The organism is Erythrobacter colymbi, from assembly GCF_002155685.1.
Taxonomy (GTDB): domain Bacteria; phylum Pseudomonadota; class Alphaproteobacteria; order Sphingomonadales; family Sphingomonadaceae; genus Erythrobacter; species Erythrobacter colymbi.
In genome coordinates this window covers 353,773-373,407 of sequence record NZ_MUYK01000002.1, presented here as the reverse complement: position 1 = coordinate 373,407, position 19,635 = coordinate 353,773, and the positions used below count along the sequence as shown (strand labels likewise).

Genomic DNA, 19,635 nt, shown 5'->3' with positions numbered 1-19,635 from the left:
AGGGAGTCTAGCAGGGGTCTAGCCCGCGCCGAGTGCGCGCGAGGCCCCGTCTGGCGCCACGCTATTTCCCGGGCACCGTGATCGTCGCTCCCTTGTTCTCTTCGAGCAGCCCGGCGCTGAACACCGGCGCGACGTTGCCCGGAAGGCCCAGCGCCTGCTGCGGCGTGGGGATGCGGTCGAAGGGCGGGAAGACGTAATCGGTCACCCCGTCCGACTGGGTCACCAGATAGCCCTTCGAGGGCTTCATCAACGGCCCCATGTCATAGCCGCCGACGGACAGGCTCGTCCCGGTATCGCCGAGCGCGATCAGGTAGCGGTCGTCCGCGCCGCCGGGGCGATAGACCCCGTATTGCGGCTGCGAGGCCGGATCGCGGCACCACACGCTCACCGGCGCGCCGGTCTCCTCCGCGTCCTTCTCCCGCGCCGCGCCGAGCAATCCGCCGAGCATGATGCTGCCCATCATGTCGAGCTTCGACAGCTTGGCCTTCTTGCCGGTCACGAGCGGGGTGGCGCAGTCCTCGATCTCGGCAAAGGCGGGGGCGGGGCGCTTGGCAGCGGGCAGGGCGAGCGCGGCGACGAATTCGCCGATCCGCACTTCCATCGCGGCGGCGTCCATCGTCTGCGAGCTCATCCGCAGCTTCACCAGCCAGCCATCGTGGAGGTAGATCGCAAGGCCGCTCGAGGTCAGCTCGCCCTTGGTCGGGGTGACGACCCTGAGGCCGCTCTTGTCGCCCGCACCATTGGGCGGCGTGAAGCGGGCGATCCTGACGGTGGCGATGTCGACCTCGCCCAGCATCGGGTTGGCGAACATCCCCGAGGTCGCGCGGTCCCCCCAAACCGCGACCGAGGCTGGCGCGGCGCGGTAGATGAACAGGTCCGCCCAGCTACCGCTCGCCTTGTCGGAGAAGCGCACCCCGACATTGTAGCCTTCATTGTCGAACTGCTTGCTGTCCTCGCGGGTGAACCCGGCTAGCGTAGCGGGCAGGGTCAGCCCGCTGCGGTCATGGCTCCAGGTCGATGCGGGGCGCAGGGCAGGCGCGGGCGGCTGCTCCTGTGCGGCAAGTGGCAGGGCGGCGCCCGAGCCTGCGGCCATGACGAGCGCTGCCAGCGCGGCGAAACGATTGATTGCAAACATGACGACCCTCTCCCTTGGCTGCGGAGTGTAAAGCGGCGCAGGCGTCAGGCAAGGGGGCTGTGCGGGAAGGGCACAGGGCGCGAACGGGCCTTGCCGCAAGTTTCGCTACGCACTAACCGTTAACTGTTAAGGTTAACGGAGGTTGCGCAGTGCGGCGCTTGCGACTCCATGGTCTCTGGCTGGTGCCCGCCGCGCTTGTGGCCCTGATCGGCCTGTCCGCCATGATCGCGCCGGGTGAGGCCTCGCCGGTGAGCGCGCCGGCGCAGGCGGCCGGGCAGGCCACCGTCCCGCCTGTCGTCGAACAGCCGCCGCCACCCCCTCCCAGCAGGACCGTCGGTGACGTGCTCCAAAGCGGCGTCGTCATCACGGTCAGCCTCAAGTCTCAGCAGATGCACGTCTTCCGCGATGGCGAAATGTGGAAGACCAGCCCGGTCTCGACCGGCAAGCGCGGCAAGCGCACCCCCACGGGGGTCTTCGCGATCCTCCAGAAGAAGCGCTTCCACCGCTCGAACCTCTACAGCAATGCGCCGATGCCCTGGATGCAGCGCCTGACGTGGAGCGGGATTGCGATCCATGCCGGGAGGCTGCCCGGCTATCCCGCCTCGCACGGCTGCATCCGCATTCCGGCCGCCTTTGCCTCCGAGCTGTACAAGGTCACCGGCGCGACGACGACCGCAGTGATTGTGGTCGACGAGGCTCTGCCTGATGGCGAGGCTGCGCTCGCGCTGGCGCAGCGCAGCGATGCGGTGGTGCCGATCCCGCCCGCCCTGTTGCAGCGCGCGCGGCCTGCGCTGGCGGCCGCCACGCCGTCGCCGCAGCCGCAGCAGCAGGCGGAACGCCTGCCCGCCGCGCGGACGATCCCTGCCGTCACGCCGCAAGGGCATCAGACGATCCAGCTGGCCGCCGCGCTCTCGCCGGCAGAGGCGGCCGCGCAGTGGAAGGCGCTGACCGGCCAGCGCCCCGAACTGAAGGCCATGCAGATGGCGGTCATTCCGGCGATGGTGAACGGCAAGCAGTATTACCGCCTGCGCGCCTCGGCCCCCGATGCCCACGCCACTTGCAAGGCGCTGAAGCGCGCAGGCGTGAGCTGTTTTCCGGTGAGCTGACCTAGCCTTCGGACCCTGCGAGCGGCGCCGAGCCCGGCCCGGCTTCCAGCACCGGCATGCCGGGCGGGAAGGGCGCCCAGCTCGGCGCGCTCTTGCCCCAGATGATCATGGTGGGCGGGCAGATCTCCGGATCGTCGAGCGTGCCCGCACGCACCCGCATCGGCAGCTTGGGCCCTTGCGTGGTGCGGCTGTACATCTGCGAGCCGCAGACCTTGCAGAACCCCCGCTCGACCGTGTTGCCGCTTTCCGCGACGCGGGTGATGGTGGTCATTGCGCCGGAATAGGTGACGGCGTCCTCGTCGAACAGGACATTGACCGTCGCCATCCCGCTGGCGATGCGCTGGCAATCGCGGCACCAGCAGAACCGCGCGCCCTGCGGCTCGGCGGTGATGGTGAACCGCACCGCGCCGCAGAAGCAGCCGCCTTCGTGGGCCATCCGCCGCGCCTCAGCTCGGGTTGCGGCGCGCCATGAAGGCGAGGCGTTCGAACAGCATGATGTCCTGCTCGTTCTTGAGCAGCGCGCCGTGCAGAGGCGGGATCGCGCTTGCGGGGTTCGCGCTCTGGAGCACGTCGAGCGGCATGTCCTCGTTGAGCAGCAGCTTCAGCCAGTCGAGCAGCTCGCTGGTCGAGGGCTTCTTCTTCAGGCCCGGCACCTCGCGCAGGTCGTAGAAGATATCCATCGCCTTCTTCACCAGCGTCTTCTGGATGCCGGGGAAGTGGACGTCGATGATGTCCTGCATCGTCTCGCGGTCGGGGAACTTGATGTAGTGGAAGAAGCAGCGGCGCAGGAAGGCGTCGGGCAGCTCCTTCTCGTTGTTCGAGGTGATGACGACGATCGGGCGTTCCTTCGCCGCGATGCGCTCCTGCGTCTCGTAGACGTCGAAGCTCATGCGATCGAGTTCCTGAAGGAGGTCGTTCGGGAACTCGATGTCGGCCTTGTCGATCTCGTCGATCAGCAGCACGGGGAGCTGGGGCGAGGTGAAGGCCTCCCACAGCTTGCCCTTCTTGATGTAGTTGCGGATGTCGTGGACGCGCTCTTCGCCGAGCTGGCCGTCGCGCAGGCGCGCCACGGCGTCATATTCGTAGAGGCCCTGCTGCGCCTTGGTGGTCGACTTGATGTTCCATTCGATCAGCGGGGCGCCCAGCGCCTTCGAGATTTCATGCGCCAGCACGGTCTTGCCGGTGCCGGGCTCGCCCTTGACGAGCAGCGGGCGGCGCAGCGTCACGGCAGCATTGACCGCAACCTTGAGATCCTCGGTCGCGATATAGGACTTGGTGCCTTCGAAACGCTGCTGCTGGTCGGACATTTAAGGTTTCCCTGAGAGACTGATTTTCGTGTCCGCTGCGATAAGCGGCGCTTGGGCGCGGCGCAAGAGGGCGGGGGCCTCTCGGTTTAGCGAGGCAGCAGCAGGATGCGCTGGGCGAGGGCTTCGAGCTTGCCTTCATCGACCACCGCGGCTTCGTTGTTCCACCCGAGGGTCAGCATCCAGTCGCGCCCCGCCTTATCGGTGAGCAACCAGGTGAGATTGATCACCCCAGGCTCGCTCCCGCCCTTGAAGCCTATGCGGTCCCAGTTCGCCTTGATGGCGTCGGTCGCGGAAGGGTTGATGGCGAGGATTTCGAAGGCCTTGGGATCGGCGGTCTTGCGCATATGGGCGAAGAGCCCCGCAAGGTCGGCGGGCGAGGCGAACCATTCTATGTCGAGCGCCTTGGGGCCATTGCCGAAAGCGGCGTTGACCTCGTCGAGGCTCGGGCTTTTTGCGGCCAGCCCGGCGAGGATCGCGGCGCGATTGGGCGTATCGCTCTTGCGCCATCCAGCGATGGTCTCGCGCTCGCTCGCCTTGAGCACGAACAGTTCGCGGGTGGTGAGGAACGGCGTGTTGTGCGCCGGATCGCTGTGGCCGCTGTCCTTCATCAGCTTGAGGATGCGCTCCCTGCCCAGCACCTTGATGAGCTGGTCGGTGGCGGTGTTGTCGCTGACCGAAATCATGAGGCTCGCCAGCGTGTGGAGCGTTACAGGTGCGCCCTTGGGCCAGCCCTGCAACTGCCCGCTGGGGTAGCTCTTTTCCGTGAGCGGCACGACGTCGCTCCACTTGCGGCGGCCTGCCTTCACGTCCTCGGCCAGCGCCGCCAGCACATAGAGCTTGAACGCCGATCCCAGCGCGAGGGGCTTGTCGGGCGCGAGGCTGATGAGCGGCGTGCCGCCCACCGGCCCGAACCACGCATTGACGCTCCCAGGCAGCGCGGCAAGCTCGGCCGCGATGGCCTGCGGGGTGTCGCCCGCCACCGCCACCGCATCGACCGAGGTGAAGCGCAACTCGTTGACGCGGTCACCCGCGGCCGGATCGATCGCGATGCCACCTTTGGCAAGGCCCCGCTCGAAGCGGATCTCCAGCGCCGCGCGGGTGCCTTCGCGCGGAGAAAGACGGCTCACCTCCAGCGCCCGCCCGAACTGCGCGGTGAGGCTGGCCGAGAGCGCCTTGATCTGCGCATCGGCCACAGCCGCGCGGAAACCGTCGGTGAACAGGTCGGCGGGCTGCAACTCACCGTTGAGAAGCTTCACCACCTGATCAGCCCGCACTTCGAGCGCCGTGCGGGTGGCGGAGGCTGCGGGCGGCTCCTGCGCGAAAACCGCAGAAGAAGGCGCCACAATCGCGACCAAAGCCAGCGCCAGCGCGGCAAGCCGGGGGTATCGCATCATTCTCTCCCGCCACGCCCCTTCAATCAGGAGCAATGCACGGGAATTGCCACGCTTTTCCGCCCCGCGCCAGCGGTCTTCGGCAAAGCGCTCACTCCGATCCGGAGAGCGTCGCGCGCGGGGCCGGTGCCTGTTGTGCCGGAGCGGGCGGGGGTGTGCGATCGACCGTCTTGAAGGACAGCACCATGCCATCCTGACTGCACGTCTCGACCTTTGCATCGGTCAGGGTGTAACGCGCCATCCCGTCGGTCATCAGGATGATGACCTTGGGCACGCCCTTGGCGCAGTAGTAATCATAGCCCTTCTTGCTCAGCATAACAGCAATGCACGCCGCATTCTCGGGCGGCGGAGGGGTGACAAGCGGCGGCGCTGGGGTGGCGCTGCGCCCGTTGCTGTTCGTGCGTGAGGCATTCTGGTTAGGCGCTGCGGGTGGCACGGGGGCAGGCGGCTGGCAGGTGCCGGAGCTCGATCCCCTCGCGACCGGATGGCTGGTGCCCCACGAGAACGACAGCACATCGATTGTGCTCGCCGTCTCGGCGCTGCTGCTACTGCTGTTACTGCGCTGAACGTCTTGCGGCCCCTCTGCCAGTCCCCCGCCGCTGCCTGCCGCAGCCAGCGCCGGGACGATGACAAGGCTTGCAAGCCCGCCGGTCACCACTGTCTTCCACTTGCGTGTCGTCATCGAACCAACTCCTCGTGTTGTCCGGCTTTCATGTCGGCAAGTGCATCCTCAGTGGTATTCGTGCTTCACGCCCGCCGGTGCCGGAGCGACCGAGGCGCTCTGAAAGGAGAGCACCACGCCGTTGGCGGCACATTCGACCACCTCGGCATTGGTCAGGCGGTAGGCGAGATCGCGGTGGACGATCTGCGCCTGTGCAATGTGCTTGCCCTTGACGCAGCCGTCCCAGCCCTTGCGGCCCGTGGCCATGCCCGATCCCGCCTCGCGCGCGGTGATGACATAGACGCACGCCACCCCGGGCGGCAGGGACGGGGGTGCGGCGGTGCGGTCACTGGTCGAATTGAGTTCGGGAGCCTTCCACCGCGCGGCATCGGTGCTCGCCGGGCAGCTGGAGGACGAGGAAGGTGCCGCCGCGCGGCCCTTGATCGTGCTGGGAGTCTGGCTCACCCCCCACGAGAACGACTGCACCTCGATCGTCCCGCTGGCCGCGCCATCGGCCCCGGTCCCCAGATCGAGTGTGGCGGGTGAAGCGGATCGCCCTTCCTGCGCGGCGGCTACCGTCAGCCCTCCGGCGAAACTAGCGGCAAGCCCTGCGAGCAATCCGGCACGGATCATCGTGCGATGTGTCATTCGTCCCCTCCCGTTGTTTTCTTATACTATGTGGGAAAATGCGCCTGCTTGGCTGCATGCGCAATGAACGAAATGCAACACGTTGTGCGCGAAGCACAATCCGGTCGGATCAGAGCCGTGCTGCCGCGCCGAGGCTGACGAAGGCCCATTGCAGCGCCAGCATCACCAGAGTCGCAATCTGCCACGCTGGCCCTGCATCCTTCATCCCCCGCTCCCACGTCCACCCGCCGATCGCGAGCGTCGCGATGCTCGCCATGACGATCGTGACCCAGCCCGAGTTGCCGAGCAGCACCACGAACAACACGAAGAGCACGATCATCTGGATGAGGAAGGCCGCCGCGAACCACGCAATCGGGACGGGGCGGTAGGAGGCATCGGGCATGTGCCAGTCGGGCAGGGCCGTGTCCGGGCGCGCGAGGCGGCGGTCGCCCGCCATTATGTCGCCCTCGGCCGCGTCAGGCCGGATCGCCTCCTCGTCCCCGTTCACGGGGCGAGGGCGAGGACGGCGGGATCGGCGGCGAATTTCTTCGCGGCATCGGCGAAAGCATCGGCCAGCAGCGTGCCGAGGTCCGCATCGGCGCGGAACTTGGGATATTCGGCGGTGCCCGAATAGGTCGCCTTGTGAACCACCTGCTTCGAAGCGTTGTCGAACAGCTGGAATTCGATATCCGACACCACCCGGCCCTTGATCCGGGCGCCGTTGGTCAGGCAGATGTCCACCGTGCGCGGCAGCATGATCACCCCGACCAGATAATCCCCGCCGCCCTGATCGTCCTGGTTGGCGAAGAGGTTCTTCGAGCCGTCGAGAACCTTGAACTTCGTGCCCTCCATCGCCTTGGCGAAGCGCCACTGGTAGGATTCCTGCGCGATGTCGCGGTTGCTGAAGCCGTACCACGTGAACTTGTCGTTCGAGACGCACCACGTCCCGCCCTTGACCGAGCCGGTGGTGCCGGCGTTCTCGATATCGAGCACCACCTTGGAGAGCCGCGCGGTCACCGGCGCCTGCTGCGCGGCCGGCGGCGGCGCGTCCTGTGCATGGGCGAGGGGGACGGCCGTGAACAACAGACCAGCCATTGCCAGCAGGATAGCGCGCATGTGTCCCCCGTTAGGCGTCGATCAGATCGCGGTCGACGTCGCCCGCGCGGTTCTGGATGAAGTTGAAGCGGTGCTCGGGGTTGCGGCCCATCAGCTCGTCGACAAGCCGCGCGACGCTGGCGCGCTGTTCGTATTCCGCCGGGAGCGTGATGCGGATCAGCCCGCGCGTCTCGGGCGCCATCGTCGTCTCGCGCAATTGCTGCGGGTTCATTTCGCCGAGGCCCTTGAAGCGGCTGACCTCGACCTTCTTGCCCTTGAACACGGTCGCTTCCAGCTCGGCCCGGTGCGCGTCGTCGCGGGCGTAGCGGCTCTCCTTGCCGGCGGTGAGGCGGTAGAGCGGGGGCTGGGCGAGGAACAGGTGGCCGCGCCGCACGATCTCGGGCATTTCCTGGAAGAAGAAGGTCATCAATAGCGTCGCGATATGCGCGCCGTCGACGTCCGCGTCGGTCATGATGATGATGCGGTCGTAGCGCAGGTTGTCGGCATTGCAGTCCTTGCGCGTGCCGCAGCCCATCGCGAGGATCAGGTCGGCGATTTCGCTGTTGGCGCGGATCTTGTCGGCGGTGGCGCTGGCGACGTTGAGGATCTTGCCGCGGATCGGCAGGATTGCCTGCGATTTGCGGTCGCGCGCCTGCTTGGCACTGCCGCCCGCGCTGTCGCCTTCGACGATGAACAGCTCGGTCTCGCGCCCGCCTTCGCCCGAACAATCGGTGAGCTTGCCGGGCAGGCGCAGCTTCTTGGCGTTGGTCGCGGTCTTGCGCTTGATCTCGCGTTCGGCCTTGCGCTTGAGGCGCTCGTCCATGCGCTCCATCACTTCGCCGAGCAGCGCCTTCCCGCGCTCCATGTTGTCGGTGAGGAAATGGTCGAAATGGTCGCGCACCGCGTTCTCGACGAGGCGCGCAGCCTCGGGCGAGGTGAGGCGGTCCTTGGTCTGCGACTGGAACTGCGGATCGCGGATGAAGACGCTGAGCATGACCTCGCAGCCGGTCATCACGTCGTCGGCGGTGATATCCTTGGCCTTCTTCTGCCCGACGAGCTCGCCGAAAGCCCGCAAGGCGCGAGTGAGCGCGGTGCGCAGGCCTTGTTCGTGGGTGCCGCCATCGGGGGTGGGCACGGTGTTGCAATACCAGCTGGTCGAGCCGTCCGAATAGAGCGGCCAGGCGAGCGCCCATTCGACCCGGCCCTGCGGAATGTCGTCCACCACCGGAAAGTCCTGCGAGCCGGCAAAGGGCTGGGCGGTGACACATTCGCGCGTGCCGATCTGTTCGGCGAGGTGATCGGCCAACCCGCCGGGGAACTTGAACACGGCCTCGGCCGGCACCTCCTCGGATGCGAGCGAGGGCGCGCATTTCCAGCGGATCTCGACGCCCGCGAAGAGATAGGCCTTGGAGCGCGCGAGCTTGAACAGGCGCTTGGGGTTGAAACTGCGGTCGCCGAAGATTTCGGTGTCGGGGACGAAGGTGACGGCCGTGCCGCGGCGATTGGGCGCGGCGCCGAGCACCTGGAGCGGGCCTTGTGTGACCCCGCGCGAGAATTCCTGCGCATAGAGCTGCTTGTCGCGCGCGACCTCGACCCGCGTGAAGGAGGACAGAGCGTTGACCACGCTCACGCCCACCCCGTGAAGGCCGCCGCTGGTGGCGTAGGCCTTGCCGGAGAACTTGCCGCCCGAGTGCAGGGTCGAGAGGATCACCTCGAGCGTGGACTTGCCCGGGAACTTGGGGTGCTCGTCGACCGGCATCCCGCGCCCGTTGTCGGTGATGGTCAGACGGTTGCCTTCATCGAGCCGCACCTCGATGCGGGTCGCGTGGCCCGCGACCGCCTCGTCCATCGAGTTGTCGAGCACTTCGGCGGCGAGGTGGTGATAGGCGCGGTCGTCGGTGCCGCCGATATACATGCCCGGACGGCGGCGCACGGGCTCAAGCCCCTCGAGCACCTCGATGGCGGACGCGTTGTAATCGCCGCTGGAGGTGGGGGTGTTGGCGAAGAGATCGTCGGGGTCGGATGCGGCCATAAGGCGGAGCTTATAGGGGCGCAGCCTTGCGCCTCACAAGCCACCCCCGGGTGTTTTACTCAACCGCCGAAGCCCGCCGGTGCCGGATCGACCGCGACCACTTCCCCGGCCTTGACCTCGCGCACTTCCAGCGCCCGCTCGATCACGCCGTTGGGCATGAAGCGGAAGGCGCCGTCGACCCCGAGAAAGCCGCCCTTGTCGTAAAGCGCCTTTCTGGGGAAGGGCGAGCCGACCTTCCAGTCGCGCGCCACGCGCAAGGTCAGCAGCACGGCGTCGTAACCCAGCGTCGCCACGCGGTAGGGCTGGCTGCCGAAGCGGGCGGCATAGCTGTCGGCAAAGCGCTTGTAGCGCTGGTCGGAAACCGCCGAGAACAGCGCGCCGTTCAGCGCAGGCGTGCGGGCGAGGGTCGAATCCCCGCTCCACAACTCGGTGCCGAGGATGCGGGTGCGGTTGCGGGCGCTCTTGTTGAGTTCGCCTGCCGCATCGATCCCGAGACGCGGGCTGTCGGCGACGAGCACGGTGTCGTAGCCACCCGCTGCCCGGAGCCGGCTCGCCGCACTGACGATCGAGGTGTTGCCGCGCGCATAGCTCTCCTTGCGCACCAGCGCCCCGCCGTAATCGCGCAGCGCGTTCTCGAGAGCGGAGAGTGCGCGGGTGCCATAGTCGCCCTCGGGCGCGAGCACCGCGAACTTGGCCGCGCCCTTGCCGCGAGCATAGGCGACCGAGCGGCGGATCGACTGTTCGGGCAGGTGGCCGATCACGAAGACATCGGCGCTGGCGACCGAGGCATCGTTGGCGAAGGCGATCACCGGCACATTGGCGGGGCGGGCGGCGGCCTGCACCGTAGGCACGGCATCCGCGGTGAGCGGGCCGAGGATCAGCTTGTTCCCGTCGGCAATCGCTTTTCTCGCCGCGGTCGCGATGCCTTCGGAGGTGTCATAGGTGGTGATGCGCAGATTGTCGGCACTGGTGTCGAGCAGCGCCATCGTCGTCGCATTGGCGATCGACTGGCCGACCGGCGCGGTATCGCCCGCGAGCGGCACCAGCAGCGCGATGCGGTGACGGCCGGTGTCGGTCGGCAGCGCGGTTGCCGAGGGCTCGGGCGCGGGGGCGGGCGCGGTGGGTGGCGGCGCGGTCTTGGGGACGACCGCACACCCTGCCGCCATCAGCGCGGCACCTGCCAGCGCCATGTTGCGCGCCCGCAGATACCGGCCCGCCGCAACCGACGCAGCCATCCAATCTGTGCGATCCCGAAGCTTCATTCTTGCCGACCCCTCAGTCGTGCGCCATGGCGGGGCTTGTGAGATCCGAGGCGCTTCCATCCCTTCCCGCGTGGGAACCCGTACCTGGGCTGTATATCCTTGCGACCCCGATTGGCAATCTTGGCGACATCACCCTGCGCGCGCTGGCGGTGCTGCAAGGCGCGGCGCTGATCGCCTGCGAGGACACGCGGGTCACCGGCAAGCTGCTGAAACATTACGGAATCAAGGCAAGGCTCCAGCGACTCGACGATCACGCGCCCCCCGAAGTGCGCGCCCGGGTGATCGACGAGGCGAGGCAGGCGCCGGTCGTGCTGGTGTCGGATGCAGGCACGCCGCTGGTCTCGGACCCGGGCTATCGCCTGGTACGCGAGGCGCGGGCGGCGGGCGTGATGGTGACGAGCATTCCCGGTGCCTGCGCGGCGGTCTCGGCGCTGGCGATGGCGGGCCTGCCGTCCGACCGCTTTCTGTTCGCGGGCTTCCTGCCGGCGAAGGACAAGGCGCGCCAGCAGTCGCTTGAAGAGCTGGCGGGGGTTGCCGCGACGCTGGTGTTCTACGAGACCGCCCCGCGGCTCGAAAAGTCGCTGGTCGCCATCGCCGCGCTGTGGCCGGACCGCGAGGTGGCGGTGGCGCGCGAGCTTACCAAACTCCACGAGGAATGCCGCACCGGCACCGCCGCAGCGCTCGCGGAGCATTATGCCGCACATCCTCCCAAGGGCGAGATTGTGCTGCTGGTCGGCCCGCCGACTGAGAGCGAGGCCCCGGTGCTCGATACCGACGCGCTCCTGAAAGCCGCGCTGGCCGAAGCGGGGCCGGGGAAGGCCGCGGGGGTCGTGGCGAAAGCGACCGGGATCGACCGCGCCACGCTCTATGCCCGCGCGCTCGAACTCAAGGGCGAATGAGCGCGCCCCGCACCCCCGAGGAGCGCCACGCCGCCGACCAGCGCGGCCGCGAGGGCGAGGCCGAAGCGGCGATGTTCCTCGCCCAACAGGGCTGGCGGATCATGGCCGAGCGGGTGAAGACCAAGGCGGGCGAGATCGACCTCGTCGCGAAGAAGACCGGCCTCGTCGCCTTCGTCGAGGTCAAGTGGCGCGCCCGCTCGGCCAGCCTCGGCGACGCCATCGACGAACGCCGCCTAGCCCGCGTGGCCGCCGCGGTCGAACTGGTGTGGCAGGACTATGCGACCGCAGGCGAGGATATCCGCATCGATGTCATCCTGCTTGCACCCGGCCGCAAGCCGACCCACATCGAGAACGCATGGATGCCTTTCGGCTGACCCTTCCGGAGTGAATGAATGACCTTGCGCGTAGCCGTCCAGATGGACCCCATCGACAGCATCAAGATCGCCGGCGACAGTTCCTTCGCGCTGATGCTCGCAGCTCAGGCGCGCGGCTACACGGTCTATGAATACCACGTCGAAAGCCTGACGCTCGACGAGGATGACCGCCTCTTCGCCCATGCCTATCCGGTGACGGTGCAGCGGGTCGAGGGCGACCACTTCACCCGCGGTGAGCAGGTGCGGCTCGATCTCGGGCGGGATGTCGATGTGGTGCTGATGCGGCAGGACCCGCCGTTCCACATGGGCTACATCACCGCCACCCACCTGCTCGAACGGATCGGCAAGGAGACGCTGGTGGTCAACGATCCGGCGAACGTGCGCAACAGCCCTGAAAAGGTGATGGTGCTCAACTACCGCCGCTTCATGCCGCCGACGCTGGTGACGCGCAGCGTGGACGAGGTGCGGCGCTTCATGGCGAAGCACGGCGCGATCGTGGTCAAGCCGATCCACGGCAATGGCGGCAAGGCGATCTTCCGCATCGGCGAGAACGGCGAGAACCTCACCGCGCTGTTCGAGGTGTTCAACCAGACCTGGCCCGAGCCGCACATGGTCCAGCCCTTCCTCCCCGAGGTTGCGCAGGGCGACAAGCGCATCGTGCTGGTCGATGGCGAGGTCGCAGGCGCGATCAACCGCGTGCCCGGGGAAGGAGAATTCCGGAGCAACCTGGCGATGGGCGGCTCCGCGCAGCCGACGCAGCTCACGGAGCGCGAGCAAGAAATCTGCGATGCGCTGGGGCCGGACCTGAAGCGCCTCGGCCTCACCTTCGTCGGGATCGACGTGATCGGCGGGCATTGGCTCACCGAGATCAACGTTACGTCCCCCACAGGCATCGTGGCGATCGACCGCTTCAACGGTACCGATACCGCGGGCCTGATCTGGGACGCGATCGAGCGGCGGGTTGCGGCGATGAAGGCGGGGTGATAGTCATGTAGCATCTGCTACAGGAGTCGCGTCATGCCGGAGCTGCTTGAAATCGTGCGGGCCACCATCACCGCGGTCGCGGTGAAGGACTACGACAGCGCGCTCACGAACTTCACCGATGACTGCGAATATACCAACCTGCCGATGGGCAGCGTCACCGGCCCTGCCGCGATCAAGGCGACGCTGGAGCCGTTTTTCGCTCCGACCATCGAAAACGATCTTGTCGTCCTGCGAACCGCGGTGGAAGGTGACACGGTCTTCACCGAAAGGCTCGACCGGCACCGGATCGAGACCGGATGGGTGGAGTTGCCGGTAAACGGCGTGTTCGTCTTCCGCGGAGACAAGATAGCCGTATGGCGCGAGTATTTCGACATGGCGACGCTCCTGCGGCAGTGGCCCGAACTGGCCGCCAGCCTGGGCTGAACCGGCACGGGGCGGCGCGCATCGCCCGATGACAGCCACGCTCCTCGAATGGCTCGCCCAGGGCGGGTATATCGGCATCTTCCTGCTGATGATGGCCGAGAACGTCTTCCCCCCGATCCCGTCCGAGGTGATCATGGGCGGCGCGGGCGTGCTCGTCGCCAAGGGCCAGATGCATTTCGCCACCGTGTGGCTGGTGGCGACCGCGGGCACGCTCGCGGGCAATCTCTTCTGGTACTGGATCGGCGTGCGCTGGAGCGAGGCGCAGCTGAAGCGCGCGATCGACCGCTGGGGCCGGTGGCTGACCTTCGAGTGGGACGAGTTCTCCCGCGCGCGCCGGATCTTCCGCAAGTATGGCGACGGGATCGTCTTCGCGGTGCGCTTCTCGCCTGTCCTGCGCACCATCGTCTCGCTGCCCGCAGGACTGGCGCATATGAAGCTGTGGCGCTTCTGCCTGTTCACCTTTCTGGGCTCGGCGATCTGGAACGGCATCCTGCTTGCGGGCGGCCGCGCGCTCGCCCCGCTGGTGGCGCGGTTCGAGGCGGCGGCGGGCTGGAGCGTGCTCGCGCTCGTGCTGGTGGGCGTCGCCTTCTACCTCTACCGCGTGGTGACGTGGAAGCCGGTCAAGGCGCACGAGAGCGCGGAGGACGCCTAGCCGCGCGGGTGCGCCTTGCGGTAGTTATCGAGCAGGGCCGCCGCATCGACGCGGGTGTAGATCTGGGTCGAGCCGAGCGAGGCGTGGCCCAGCAATTCCTGAAGCGAGCGCAGATCGGCTCCCGCGCCAAGCAGATGGGTGGCGAAAGAGTGCCGCAGCGCATGGGGCGTGGCGGTGTCGGGCAGGCCGAGCGCGCGGCGTGCATTCGCCATCGCGCGCTGCACCATACCGGGCGAGAGCGGCCCGCCCTTGGCGCCGCGGAACAGCGGCTCGGCGGGGGTCAGCGGCCAGGGGCAAGCACGGACATATTCGGCAATTGCCGCGCGCGTGACCGGCAAGAGCGGGACGACTCGCTGCTTGCCGCCCTTGCCGGTGACCCGCAGCACTTCGCCCGGCACCGCCTCGCGGCCCGTGAGAGAGAGCGCCTCGGCGATGCGCAGGCCCGATCCGTACATCAGCAGCAGCACCGCACGGTCGCGCGCGCCGATCCAGTCCTTGACCGCAAAGTCCTCGACCAGATCGGCGAGGTTGCTCGCCTCGTCGGGGGTGACGGGACGGGGGAGGCCCTTCTTGATGCGCGGCCCCCTCAGGCGCGGGGCGGCGGGATCGGGGTCTCCGGCCTGCTGGCGGGCGAACGCGATGAAGGCCTTGAGGGCGGAAAGCTCACGCGCGGTGCTGGCATTGCCGATCCCCTCGGCGCGGCGCGCGGCAAGATGGGCGCGCAGGTCATGCGCCTCGATCCGCGCGGCGCCCGCCCAGTCCTCGAGCGCCTTGGCCGCGACCAGTCTTTGTGCCGCAGCGACATAGGCGCGCACCGTATGGGGCGAGCGGCGGCGGCCATCGGCGAGATGCGCGCGCCATGTTTCGAGCAGTTCGGCCACGCTCATGCGGCGACCAGCGTGTCGGCGACCACCTCGGCCAGCAGCGTATCGAGCAGCGAGCGGCCCTCGGGCGCGACCCCGATCCGCTCACCCTCGGTCCACATCATCCCCAGACCACGCAGGCGGGCGAGGGCGGCCTCGTCCACCAGCCCAGCGCGCGGCAGCCCGAAGCGCGTGCCCAGTGCGGCAAGATCGACCCCCTCGGTCAGCCGCAGCCCCATCAGCAGGGCTTCGGCTGCCTGATCGGTCACGGGGAGTGGGCGCGCCTCGGCGATCCCGTCGCCCTGCCGCGCCACTGAAGCGAGGAAATTCTCCGGCTTCTTGTGCCGCACAGTCGCCAAGCCGCCGCGCCGTCCATGCGCGCCCGGGCCGATCCCGGCGTAATCCTGATAGCGCCAATAGGCGAGGTTGTGGCGGCTCTCTTCGCCCGGCCGCGCGTGGTTGCTGGTCTCGTAAGCAGGCAGCCTCGCCGCGCCCGTCAGCGCCTGTGTGATGTCGAACAGCTCCGCCGCGGCGTCGTCATCCAGCGGTACCAACCGCCCGCGCCGCACGTCGCTGGCAAAGCGCGTGCCGGGCTCGATCGTCAGCTGGTAGAGCGACATGTGCCCCGTCCCGAAGCCCAGCGCGCGGGCAAGGCGCGCTTCCCACAGCTCGGGCGTATGGCCGGGCAGGGCATAGATCATGTCGAAGCTGACCCGCGCGAAATGCGCCTGTGCAGTCTCCAGAGCCCGCATAGCCTCGTCCGCCCCGTGCAGCCGACCAAGGAACCGAAGCTCCGCATCGTCGAGCGACTGCACGCCGAGCGAGACGCGGTTGATCCCGGCACCCGCCAGCGTGGCAAAATTTGCGGCCTCGACCGACGAGGGGTTCGCCTCCAGCGTGATCTCGATCCCCTCCGCAAAGCCCCACAGGCGCTCCGCCTCGGCCAGCAGCGCGGCGACGAGGGCGGGGGGCATGAGCGAAGGCGTGCCGCCGCCGAAGAAGATGGAGGTTAGCGCCTCGCCCCCCGCCACCGCTGCCTCGGCGCGCATGTCGGCGATCAGCGCCGCCTGCCACGCGGCCACGTCCACGCCCGCGCGCACGTGCGAGTTGAAGTCGCAATAGGGGCATTTCTTCGCGCAGAAGGGCCAGTGGATGTAGAGCGCACGCGCCATTAAGGGCAGTCTTTCACAACGGCTTAACCACTTGGCCTCAGCTTGCGGGAATGCCGAGCGCCTCCGCCCTCACCAATCCCTTGCGCCTTGCCGCGATCGCGCTGCTTATGGCAGCGAGCCCCGCACACCCGCAAGCCTATCGCGACACCGCGGGCGAGGTGGGCGAGATCCTGGCCGCGCACAACCTTGCCCGCGCCGAGGTCGGCGTCGCGCCGCTGGTGTGGAGCGAGCGACTGGCGCGCGATGCGCAGGGCTGGGGCGAACACCTTGCCGCCAATGGCCTCTATGAGCACGCCAGCCCGCTGCAACGGCAGGGGCAGGGCGAGAACCTGTGGCGCGGCCCGCGCGGATACTGGGACGCGCGCACCAAGATCGGCTTCTTCGTCGAGGAGAAGCGCCTCTTCGTTCCCGGCAATTTCCCCGATGTCTCGCTGAGCGGGCGCTGGAACGATGTCGCGCATTACACGCAGGTGATCTGGCCGCAGACCCGCGAGGTCGGCTGCGCGGTCGTCACCACGCCGTCCGACGAGGTGCTGGTGTGCCGCTACTGGCCGGCGGGCAACATCTGGGGCTACCCCATCGACCCGCGCGAGCAGCTCGCGCGTCGCTGAGCTAGGCGCCGAACTGCTCGGCGACGAGCTTGGCGAAAGCGTCGGCGCGGTGGCTGATGGCGTGCTTTTCCTCCGGCGCGATCTCGGCGAAGGTCTGGCTCGCGCCCGTGGGCACGAAGACCGGGTCATAACCGAAGCCCATCTCCCCGCGCGGCGGCCAGGTCAGCGAACCCTCGCAGCGGCCCTCATAAATCGCGTATTCGCCGTCAGGCCAGGCAATGGCGAGGACGCAGTGGAATGCCGCCGAGCGGTCCACATCCGCGCCCTTTTCGGCGAGCAGCCCCTCGACCTTGCCCATCGCCATGTACCAGTCGCGCCCCGGAGCGCCCTCGAACCACTGCCGCTCGGCCCAGTCGGCGGTGTAGACGCCGGGGCGGCCGTCAAGCGCGGCAACGCTCAAGCCGCTGTCATCTGCCAGCGCGGCCAGCCCCGAAGCCTCCGCCGCCGCCCGTGCCTTGAGGAGCGCGTTCTGCACGAAGGTGGAGCCCGTCTCGGCCGGCTCGGGCAGCCCGAGCGATCCGGCCGAGAGGCACTTGACGCCATAGGGATCGAGCAGCGCCGAGATTTCCTTCAGCTTGCCCGTGTTGTGCGTGGCGATCACGAGGCTGCCGGAGCCGAGCTTTCTCATTTTCTGGGCTTTCCTCGATGGGGGAGACCGCTGGCGATCAGGTGGCCGCGAAGTTCGGCAATGACGGCCTCGGGCACCTGATCCTTGGGGAACAGGTAACCCAGCATCCGGTTCTGGAACACGACGAAAACGCTTGCGTCCTCGTCCCATTTCACCATGTCCACCCACCGGCGGCGGCTCTGTCCGGATGCGAATGCGGACGTGAAGCCCTCGCCGTCATAGGAGATCCGGTTCGGCTCCTTCAGATAGGCGTCCTCACAATAGGCGCCCCTCAGCAGGCGCGGCAGCGAGCTGAATCTCTGCAGGCACATCATGGTGATCAGAAAGGCGGCAAAGCCGGCGATACACCACAAGGTTTCCGTGCCGCCGGCAAGGTAAATCACTGCCAGCACGAAGGCGAGATAGGCACCGATAATCGAGGTGCAGATGATGAAGGACTTGCGGGAGGTCAGCAGACCGAAGGCAAGAAAATGCGCCTCGCCGATCCGGAATTCGACCTCCCCCATGTTCACTTCACCGCGTCAAGCTGGGCTGCGAAAATCCGGTCGCAGCCGATGCGGGCGAGGCGCAGGAGGCGCAGCAGGCCTTCCTCGTCATAGGTTGCGCCCTCGGCGGTGGCCTGCACTTCGGCGATCTTGCCGCCCGACAGCAGCACGAAGTTGCCGTCTGCCTCGGCATTCGAATCCTCGTCGTAGTCGAGGTCAAGCACCGGGGTGCCCTTGTAGATGCCGCAGGAGATGCCCGCGACCTGCGCCTGGATCGGATCGTGCTTGATGTCGCCCGAGGCCATCAGCCCGTTGACCGCGAGACGCAGCGCGATCCACGCGCCCGAGATCGCGGCAGTGCGGGTGCCGCCATCGGCCTGGATCACATCGCAATCGAGCGTGATCTGCCGCTCGCCGAGCTTCTGGAGATCGACCACGGCGCGCAAGCTCCGGCCGATAAGTCGCTGGATTTCCTGCGTGCGGCCGGTCTGCTTGCCCTTGGCGGCCTCACGCTGGCCGCGGGTGTGGGTGGCGCGCGGGAGCATCGAGTATTCCCCCGTCACCCAGCCTTCGCCCTTGCCGCGCAGCCACGGCGGAACGCCCTTTTCGACGCTCGCGGTGCACAGCACCTTGGTATCGCCGAAACCGATCAGCACCGAACCTTCGGCGTGCTTGGTGAAACCGGTCTCGATCGTGATGGCGCGCATTTCATCGGGCGCGCGTCCTGAAGGGCGCATATGTGTTCCTTTGATCCGTTCGCCCTGAGCTTGTCGAAGGGCCGCTTTTCTCGTTGTGCTTTGCCGCTAGAAGAAAGTGCAGGCCTTCGACAAGCTCAGGCCGAACGGAAATTGAGAAAGCTGGCGATAGCGGTTAGCAATTCACGATGACCTCGCTCCCCGTCACCGAACTGACCGCCCGCGCGCGCGAGATTTTCCGGCGTGTGGTCGAGGAGTATATCGAGAGCGGGCAGCCGGTCGGCTCCAAGACGCTGGCGGCGGACGGGACGTTGAACCTCTCGCCCGCTTCGATCCGTTCTGTGCTGGCCGACCTCGAGACCGCAGGGCTGCTTGCCGCGCCGCATACCAGTGCGGGGCGGATGCCGACCGACGCGGGCCTCAGGATCTTCGTCGACGGAATGATGCGCGTCGCCGAGCCCACGCGCGAGGAGCAGGCGGCGATCGAGGCGCGCCTGGCCGAGGCCGGGCCGGTCGAAGCGGCCTTGAAGCAGGCCTCCGCGATCCTCTCCGACCTGTCGGGCGCGGCGGGGATGGTGCTGGTCGCCCCGCGCGAGCAGCAGCTGGCGCAGTTCAGCCTCGTCGATCTCGGGCAGGGACGGGCGCTTGCGGTGCTGGTGGGCGAGGATGGCGGGGTCGAGAACCGCGTGCTCACCATAGGCGGCGCGCTCAGCCCCGGAGCGCTCGACCGCGCGTCCAACTACATAACCGCGCGGCTTGCCGGTCGCACGCTCGCCGAGGCCGCGCTTGCCATGCGCGCCGAGATCAACGCGGGCCGCTCGCAGCTCGACGATGCCTCGCGCGATCTGGTCGAGCGCGGCATGGCGGTGTGGAGCGAGGATGCCGCAGCGCGCCCCGTGCTGATCGTGCGGGGTGCGGCGAACCTGCTCGATGAAGCCGCACTCGGCGATATCGAGCGGGTGCGGATGCTGCTCGAAGATCTCGAGAACAAGCAATCGGTCGCCGAACTGCTCGATTCGGCGCGCGAGGCCGAGGCGACGCGCATCTTCATCGGTTCGGAAAACCGCCTTTTCGCCCTGTCCGGCTCTTCCGTCATCGCCTCGCCCTACCGCGACCGCGAGGGGCGGGTGGTCGGTGTGCTGGGCGTGATCGGGCCGACTCGGTTGAATTACGCGCGCGTCGTCCCCATGGTGGATCTGACCGCCCGTTCGCTGGGCAAGCTCATCGCTTGAA

The 19,635-nt window shown here is 67.8% G+C and carries 23 protein-coding genes; 8 read left to right on the top strand and 15 right to left on the bottom strand.

Translation table 11 applies throughout. The features are described from left to right. Positions 1-61: 61 nt before the first annotated feature. Positions 62-1,135: a hypothetical protein gene (locus BZF57_RS05110; RefSeq protein WP_086735330.1), complete on the bottom strand. Its 1,074-nt coding sequence runs from the start codon at positions 1,133-1,135 to the stop codon at positions 62-64. Between the two features lie 182 nt (positions 1,136-1,317). Between BZF57_RS05110 and BZF57_RS05105 the strand changes: the two genes are divergently transcribed. Then, entirely contained in the window at positions 1,318-2,241 is a 924-nt protein-coding gene (locus BZF57_RS05105; protein ID WP_240505859.1) for a L,D-transpeptidase family protein, read from the top strand. A 1-nt stretch (position 2,242) separates the two neighbouring features. Here the strand turns inward: BZF57_RS05105 and BZF57_RS05100 are convergent, their stop codons facing one another. From BZF57_RS05100 to BZF57_RS05060, 9 genes are all read right to left on the bottom strand, one after another. Beyond that, positions 2,243-2,677, bottom strand: a complete 435-nt coding sequence (locus BZF57_RS05100) for a GFA family protein (RefSeq protein WP_086735328.1) — start codon at positions 2,675-2,677, stop codon at positions 2,243-2,245. 10 nt (positions 2,678-2,687) lie between these two features. Further along, positions 2,688-3,548: an AAA family ATPase gene (locus tag BZF57_RS05095; RefSeq protein ID WP_086735326.1), complete on the bottom strand. Its 861-nt coding sequence runs from the start codon at positions 3,546-3,548 to the stop codon at positions 2,688-2,690. A gap of 86 nt (positions 3,549-3,634) precedes the next feature. Beyond that, entirely contained in the window at positions 3,635-4,942 is a 1,308-nt protein-coding gene (locus BZF57_RS05090; RefSeq protein ID WP_162290950.1) for a serine hydrolase, read from the bottom strand. Between the two features lie 88 nt (positions 4,943-5,030). Then, positions 5,031-5,621 (bottom strand): hypothetical protein, encoded by a 591-nt coding sequence (locus BZF57_RS21210; protein ID WP_162290949.1) that lies wholly within the window; start codon positions 5,619-5,621, stop codon positions 5,031-5,033. Positions 5,622-5,669: 48 nt separating this feature from the next. After that, positions 5,670-6,248, bottom strand: a complete 579-nt coding sequence (locus BZF57_RS05080; RefSeq protein WP_143738349.1) for a hypothetical protein — start codon at positions 6,246-6,248, stop codon at positions 5,670-5,672. 109 nt (positions 6,249-6,357) lie between these two features. Then, positions 6,358-6,735, bottom strand: a complete 378-nt coding sequence (locus BZF57_RS05075; protein WP_086735318.1) for a hypothetical protein — start codon at positions 6,733-6,735, stop codon at positions 6,358-6,360. Continuing rightward, a complete protein-coding gene (locus BZF57_RS05070) occupies positions 6,732-7,343 on the bottom strand; it encodes a hypothetical protein (RefSeq protein ID WP_086735316.1) in 612 nt (203 codons plus the stop codon). Before BZF57_RS05070 ends, BZF57_RS05075 begins: the two co-directional genes overlap by 4 nt. Positions 7,344-7,353: 10 nt before the next feature. Next, on the bottom strand, positions 7,354-9,354 hold the full coding sequence (gene parE / locus BZF57_RS05065; protein ID WP_086735314.1) for a DNA topoisomerase IV subunit B: 2,001 nt from the start codon (positions 9,352-9,354) through the stop codon (positions 7,354-7,356). A gap of 59 nt (positions 9,355-9,413) precedes the next feature. Then, positions 9,414-10,589 carry a penicillin-binding protein activator gene (locus BZF57_RS05060; protein ID WP_240505858.1) on the bottom strand — a complete coding sequence of 392 codons (1,176 nt, stop codon included), beginning with the start codon at positions 10,587-10,589 and terminating at the stop codon, positions 9,414-9,416. A 53-nt stretch (positions 10,590-10,642) separates the two neighbouring features. Between BZF57_RS05060 and rsmI the strand changes: the two genes are divergently transcribed. The 5 genes from rsmI to BZF57_RS05035 are packed head-to-tail and all read left to right on the top strand — an operon-like array spanning position 10,643 to position 13,948. Next, positions 10,643-11,515 (top strand): 16S rRNA (cytidine(1402)-2'-O)-methyltransferase, encoded by an 873-nt coding sequence (gene rsmI / locus BZF57_RS05055; protein ID WP_086735309.1) that lies wholly within the window; start codon positions 10,643-10,645, stop codon positions 11,513-11,515. Continuing rightward, positions 11,512-11,889 carry a YraN family protein gene (locus BZF57_RS05050; RefSeq protein ID WP_086735307.1) on the top strand — a complete coding sequence of 126 codons (378 nt, stop codon included), beginning with the start codon at positions 11,512-11,514 and terminating at the stop codon, positions 11,887-11,889. The genes rsmI and BZF57_RS05050 overlap by 4 nt, the downstream gene beginning before the upstream one ends. An 18-nt stretch (positions 11,890-11,907) precedes the next feature. After that, entirely contained in the window at positions 11,908-12,873 is a 966-nt protein-coding gene (gene gshB / locus BZF57_RS05045) for a glutathione synthase (protein WP_086735305.1), read from the top strand. A 33-nt stretch (positions 12,874-12,906) separates the two neighbouring features. After that, entirely contained in the window at positions 12,907-13,296 is a 390-nt protein-coding gene (locus BZF57_RS05040) for a limonene-1,2-epoxide hydrolase family protein (protein WP_086735303.1), read from the top strand. 28 nt (positions 13,297-13,324) lie between these two features. Continuing rightward, entirely contained in the window at positions 13,325-13,948 is a 624-nt protein-coding gene (locus tag BZF57_RS05035) for a DedA family protein (protein ID WP_086735301.1), read from the top strand. Here BZF57_RS05035 and BZF57_RS05030 read toward each other — a convergent pair. Together BZF57_RS05030 and hemW are read right to left on the bottom strand one after the other, a co-directional pair. Continuing rightward, positions 13,945-14,835 (bottom strand): tyrosine recombinase XerC, encoded by an 891-nt coding sequence (locus tag BZF57_RS05030; RefSeq protein WP_086735299.1) that lies wholly within the window; start codon positions 14,833-14,835, stop codon positions 13,945-13,947. The two genes, BZF57_RS05035 and BZF57_RS05030, sit on opposite strands and share 4 nt — an antisense overlap. Beyond that, positions 14,832-15,983 carry a radical SAM family heme chaperone HemW gene (gene hemW / locus BZF57_RS05025; RefSeq protein WP_086735298.1) on the bottom strand — a complete coding sequence of 384 codons (1,152 nt, stop codon included), beginning with the start codon at positions 15,981-15,983 and terminating at the stop codon, positions 14,832-14,834. Before hemW ends, BZF57_RS05030 begins: the two co-directional genes overlap by 4 nt. A 50-nt stretch (positions 15,984-16,033) precedes the next feature. On the opposite strand from hemW, the gene BZF57_RS05020 reads away from it, so the two are divergent. Further along, positions 16,034-16,594 carry a CAP domain-containing protein gene (locus tag BZF57_RS05020; RefSeq protein ID WP_206073194.1) on the top strand — a complete coding sequence of 187 codons (561 nt, stop codon included), beginning with the start codon at positions 16,034-16,036 and terminating at the stop codon, positions 16,592-16,594. A gap of 1 nt (position 16,595) precedes the next feature. On the opposite strand, the gene rdgB is transcribed toward BZF57_RS05020, so the two are convergent. The 3 genes from rdgB to rph are packed head-to-tail and all read right to left on the bottom strand — an operon-like array spanning position 16,596 to position 18,444. Continuing rightward, positions 16,596-17,222 (bottom strand): RdgB/HAM1 family non-canonical purine NTP pyrophosphatase, encoded by a 627-nt coding sequence (rdgB, locus tag BZF57_RS05015; protein ID WP_086735296.1) that lies wholly within the window; start codon positions 17,220-17,222, stop codon positions 16,596-16,598. Then, the gene (locus BZF57_RS05010) at positions 17,219-17,728 is read right to left on the bottom strand and encodes a YcxB family protein (RefSeq protein WP_086735294.1); all 510 of its coding nucleotides are present in this window, start codon (positions 17,726-17,728) and stop codon (positions 17,219-17,221) included. Before BZF57_RS05010 ends, rdgB begins: the two co-directional genes overlap by 4 nt. 2 nt (positions 17,729-17,730) lie before the next feature. Further along, positions 17,731-18,444 carry a ribonuclease PH gene (gene rph / locus BZF57_RS05005; protein WP_086735292.1) on the bottom strand — a complete coding sequence of 238 codons (714 nt, stop codon included), beginning with the start codon at positions 18,442-18,444 and terminating at the stop codon, positions 17,731-17,733. A gap of 146 nt (positions 18,445-18,590) precedes the next feature. Between rph and hrcA the strand changes: the two genes are divergently transcribed. Continuing rightward, a complete protein-coding gene (gene hrcA, locus BZF57_RS05000; RefSeq protein ID WP_086735290.1) occupies positions 18,591-19,634 on the top strand; it encodes a heat-inducible transcriptional repressor HrcA in 1,044 nt (347 codons plus the stop codon). Position 19,635: the final 1 nt, after the last annotated feature.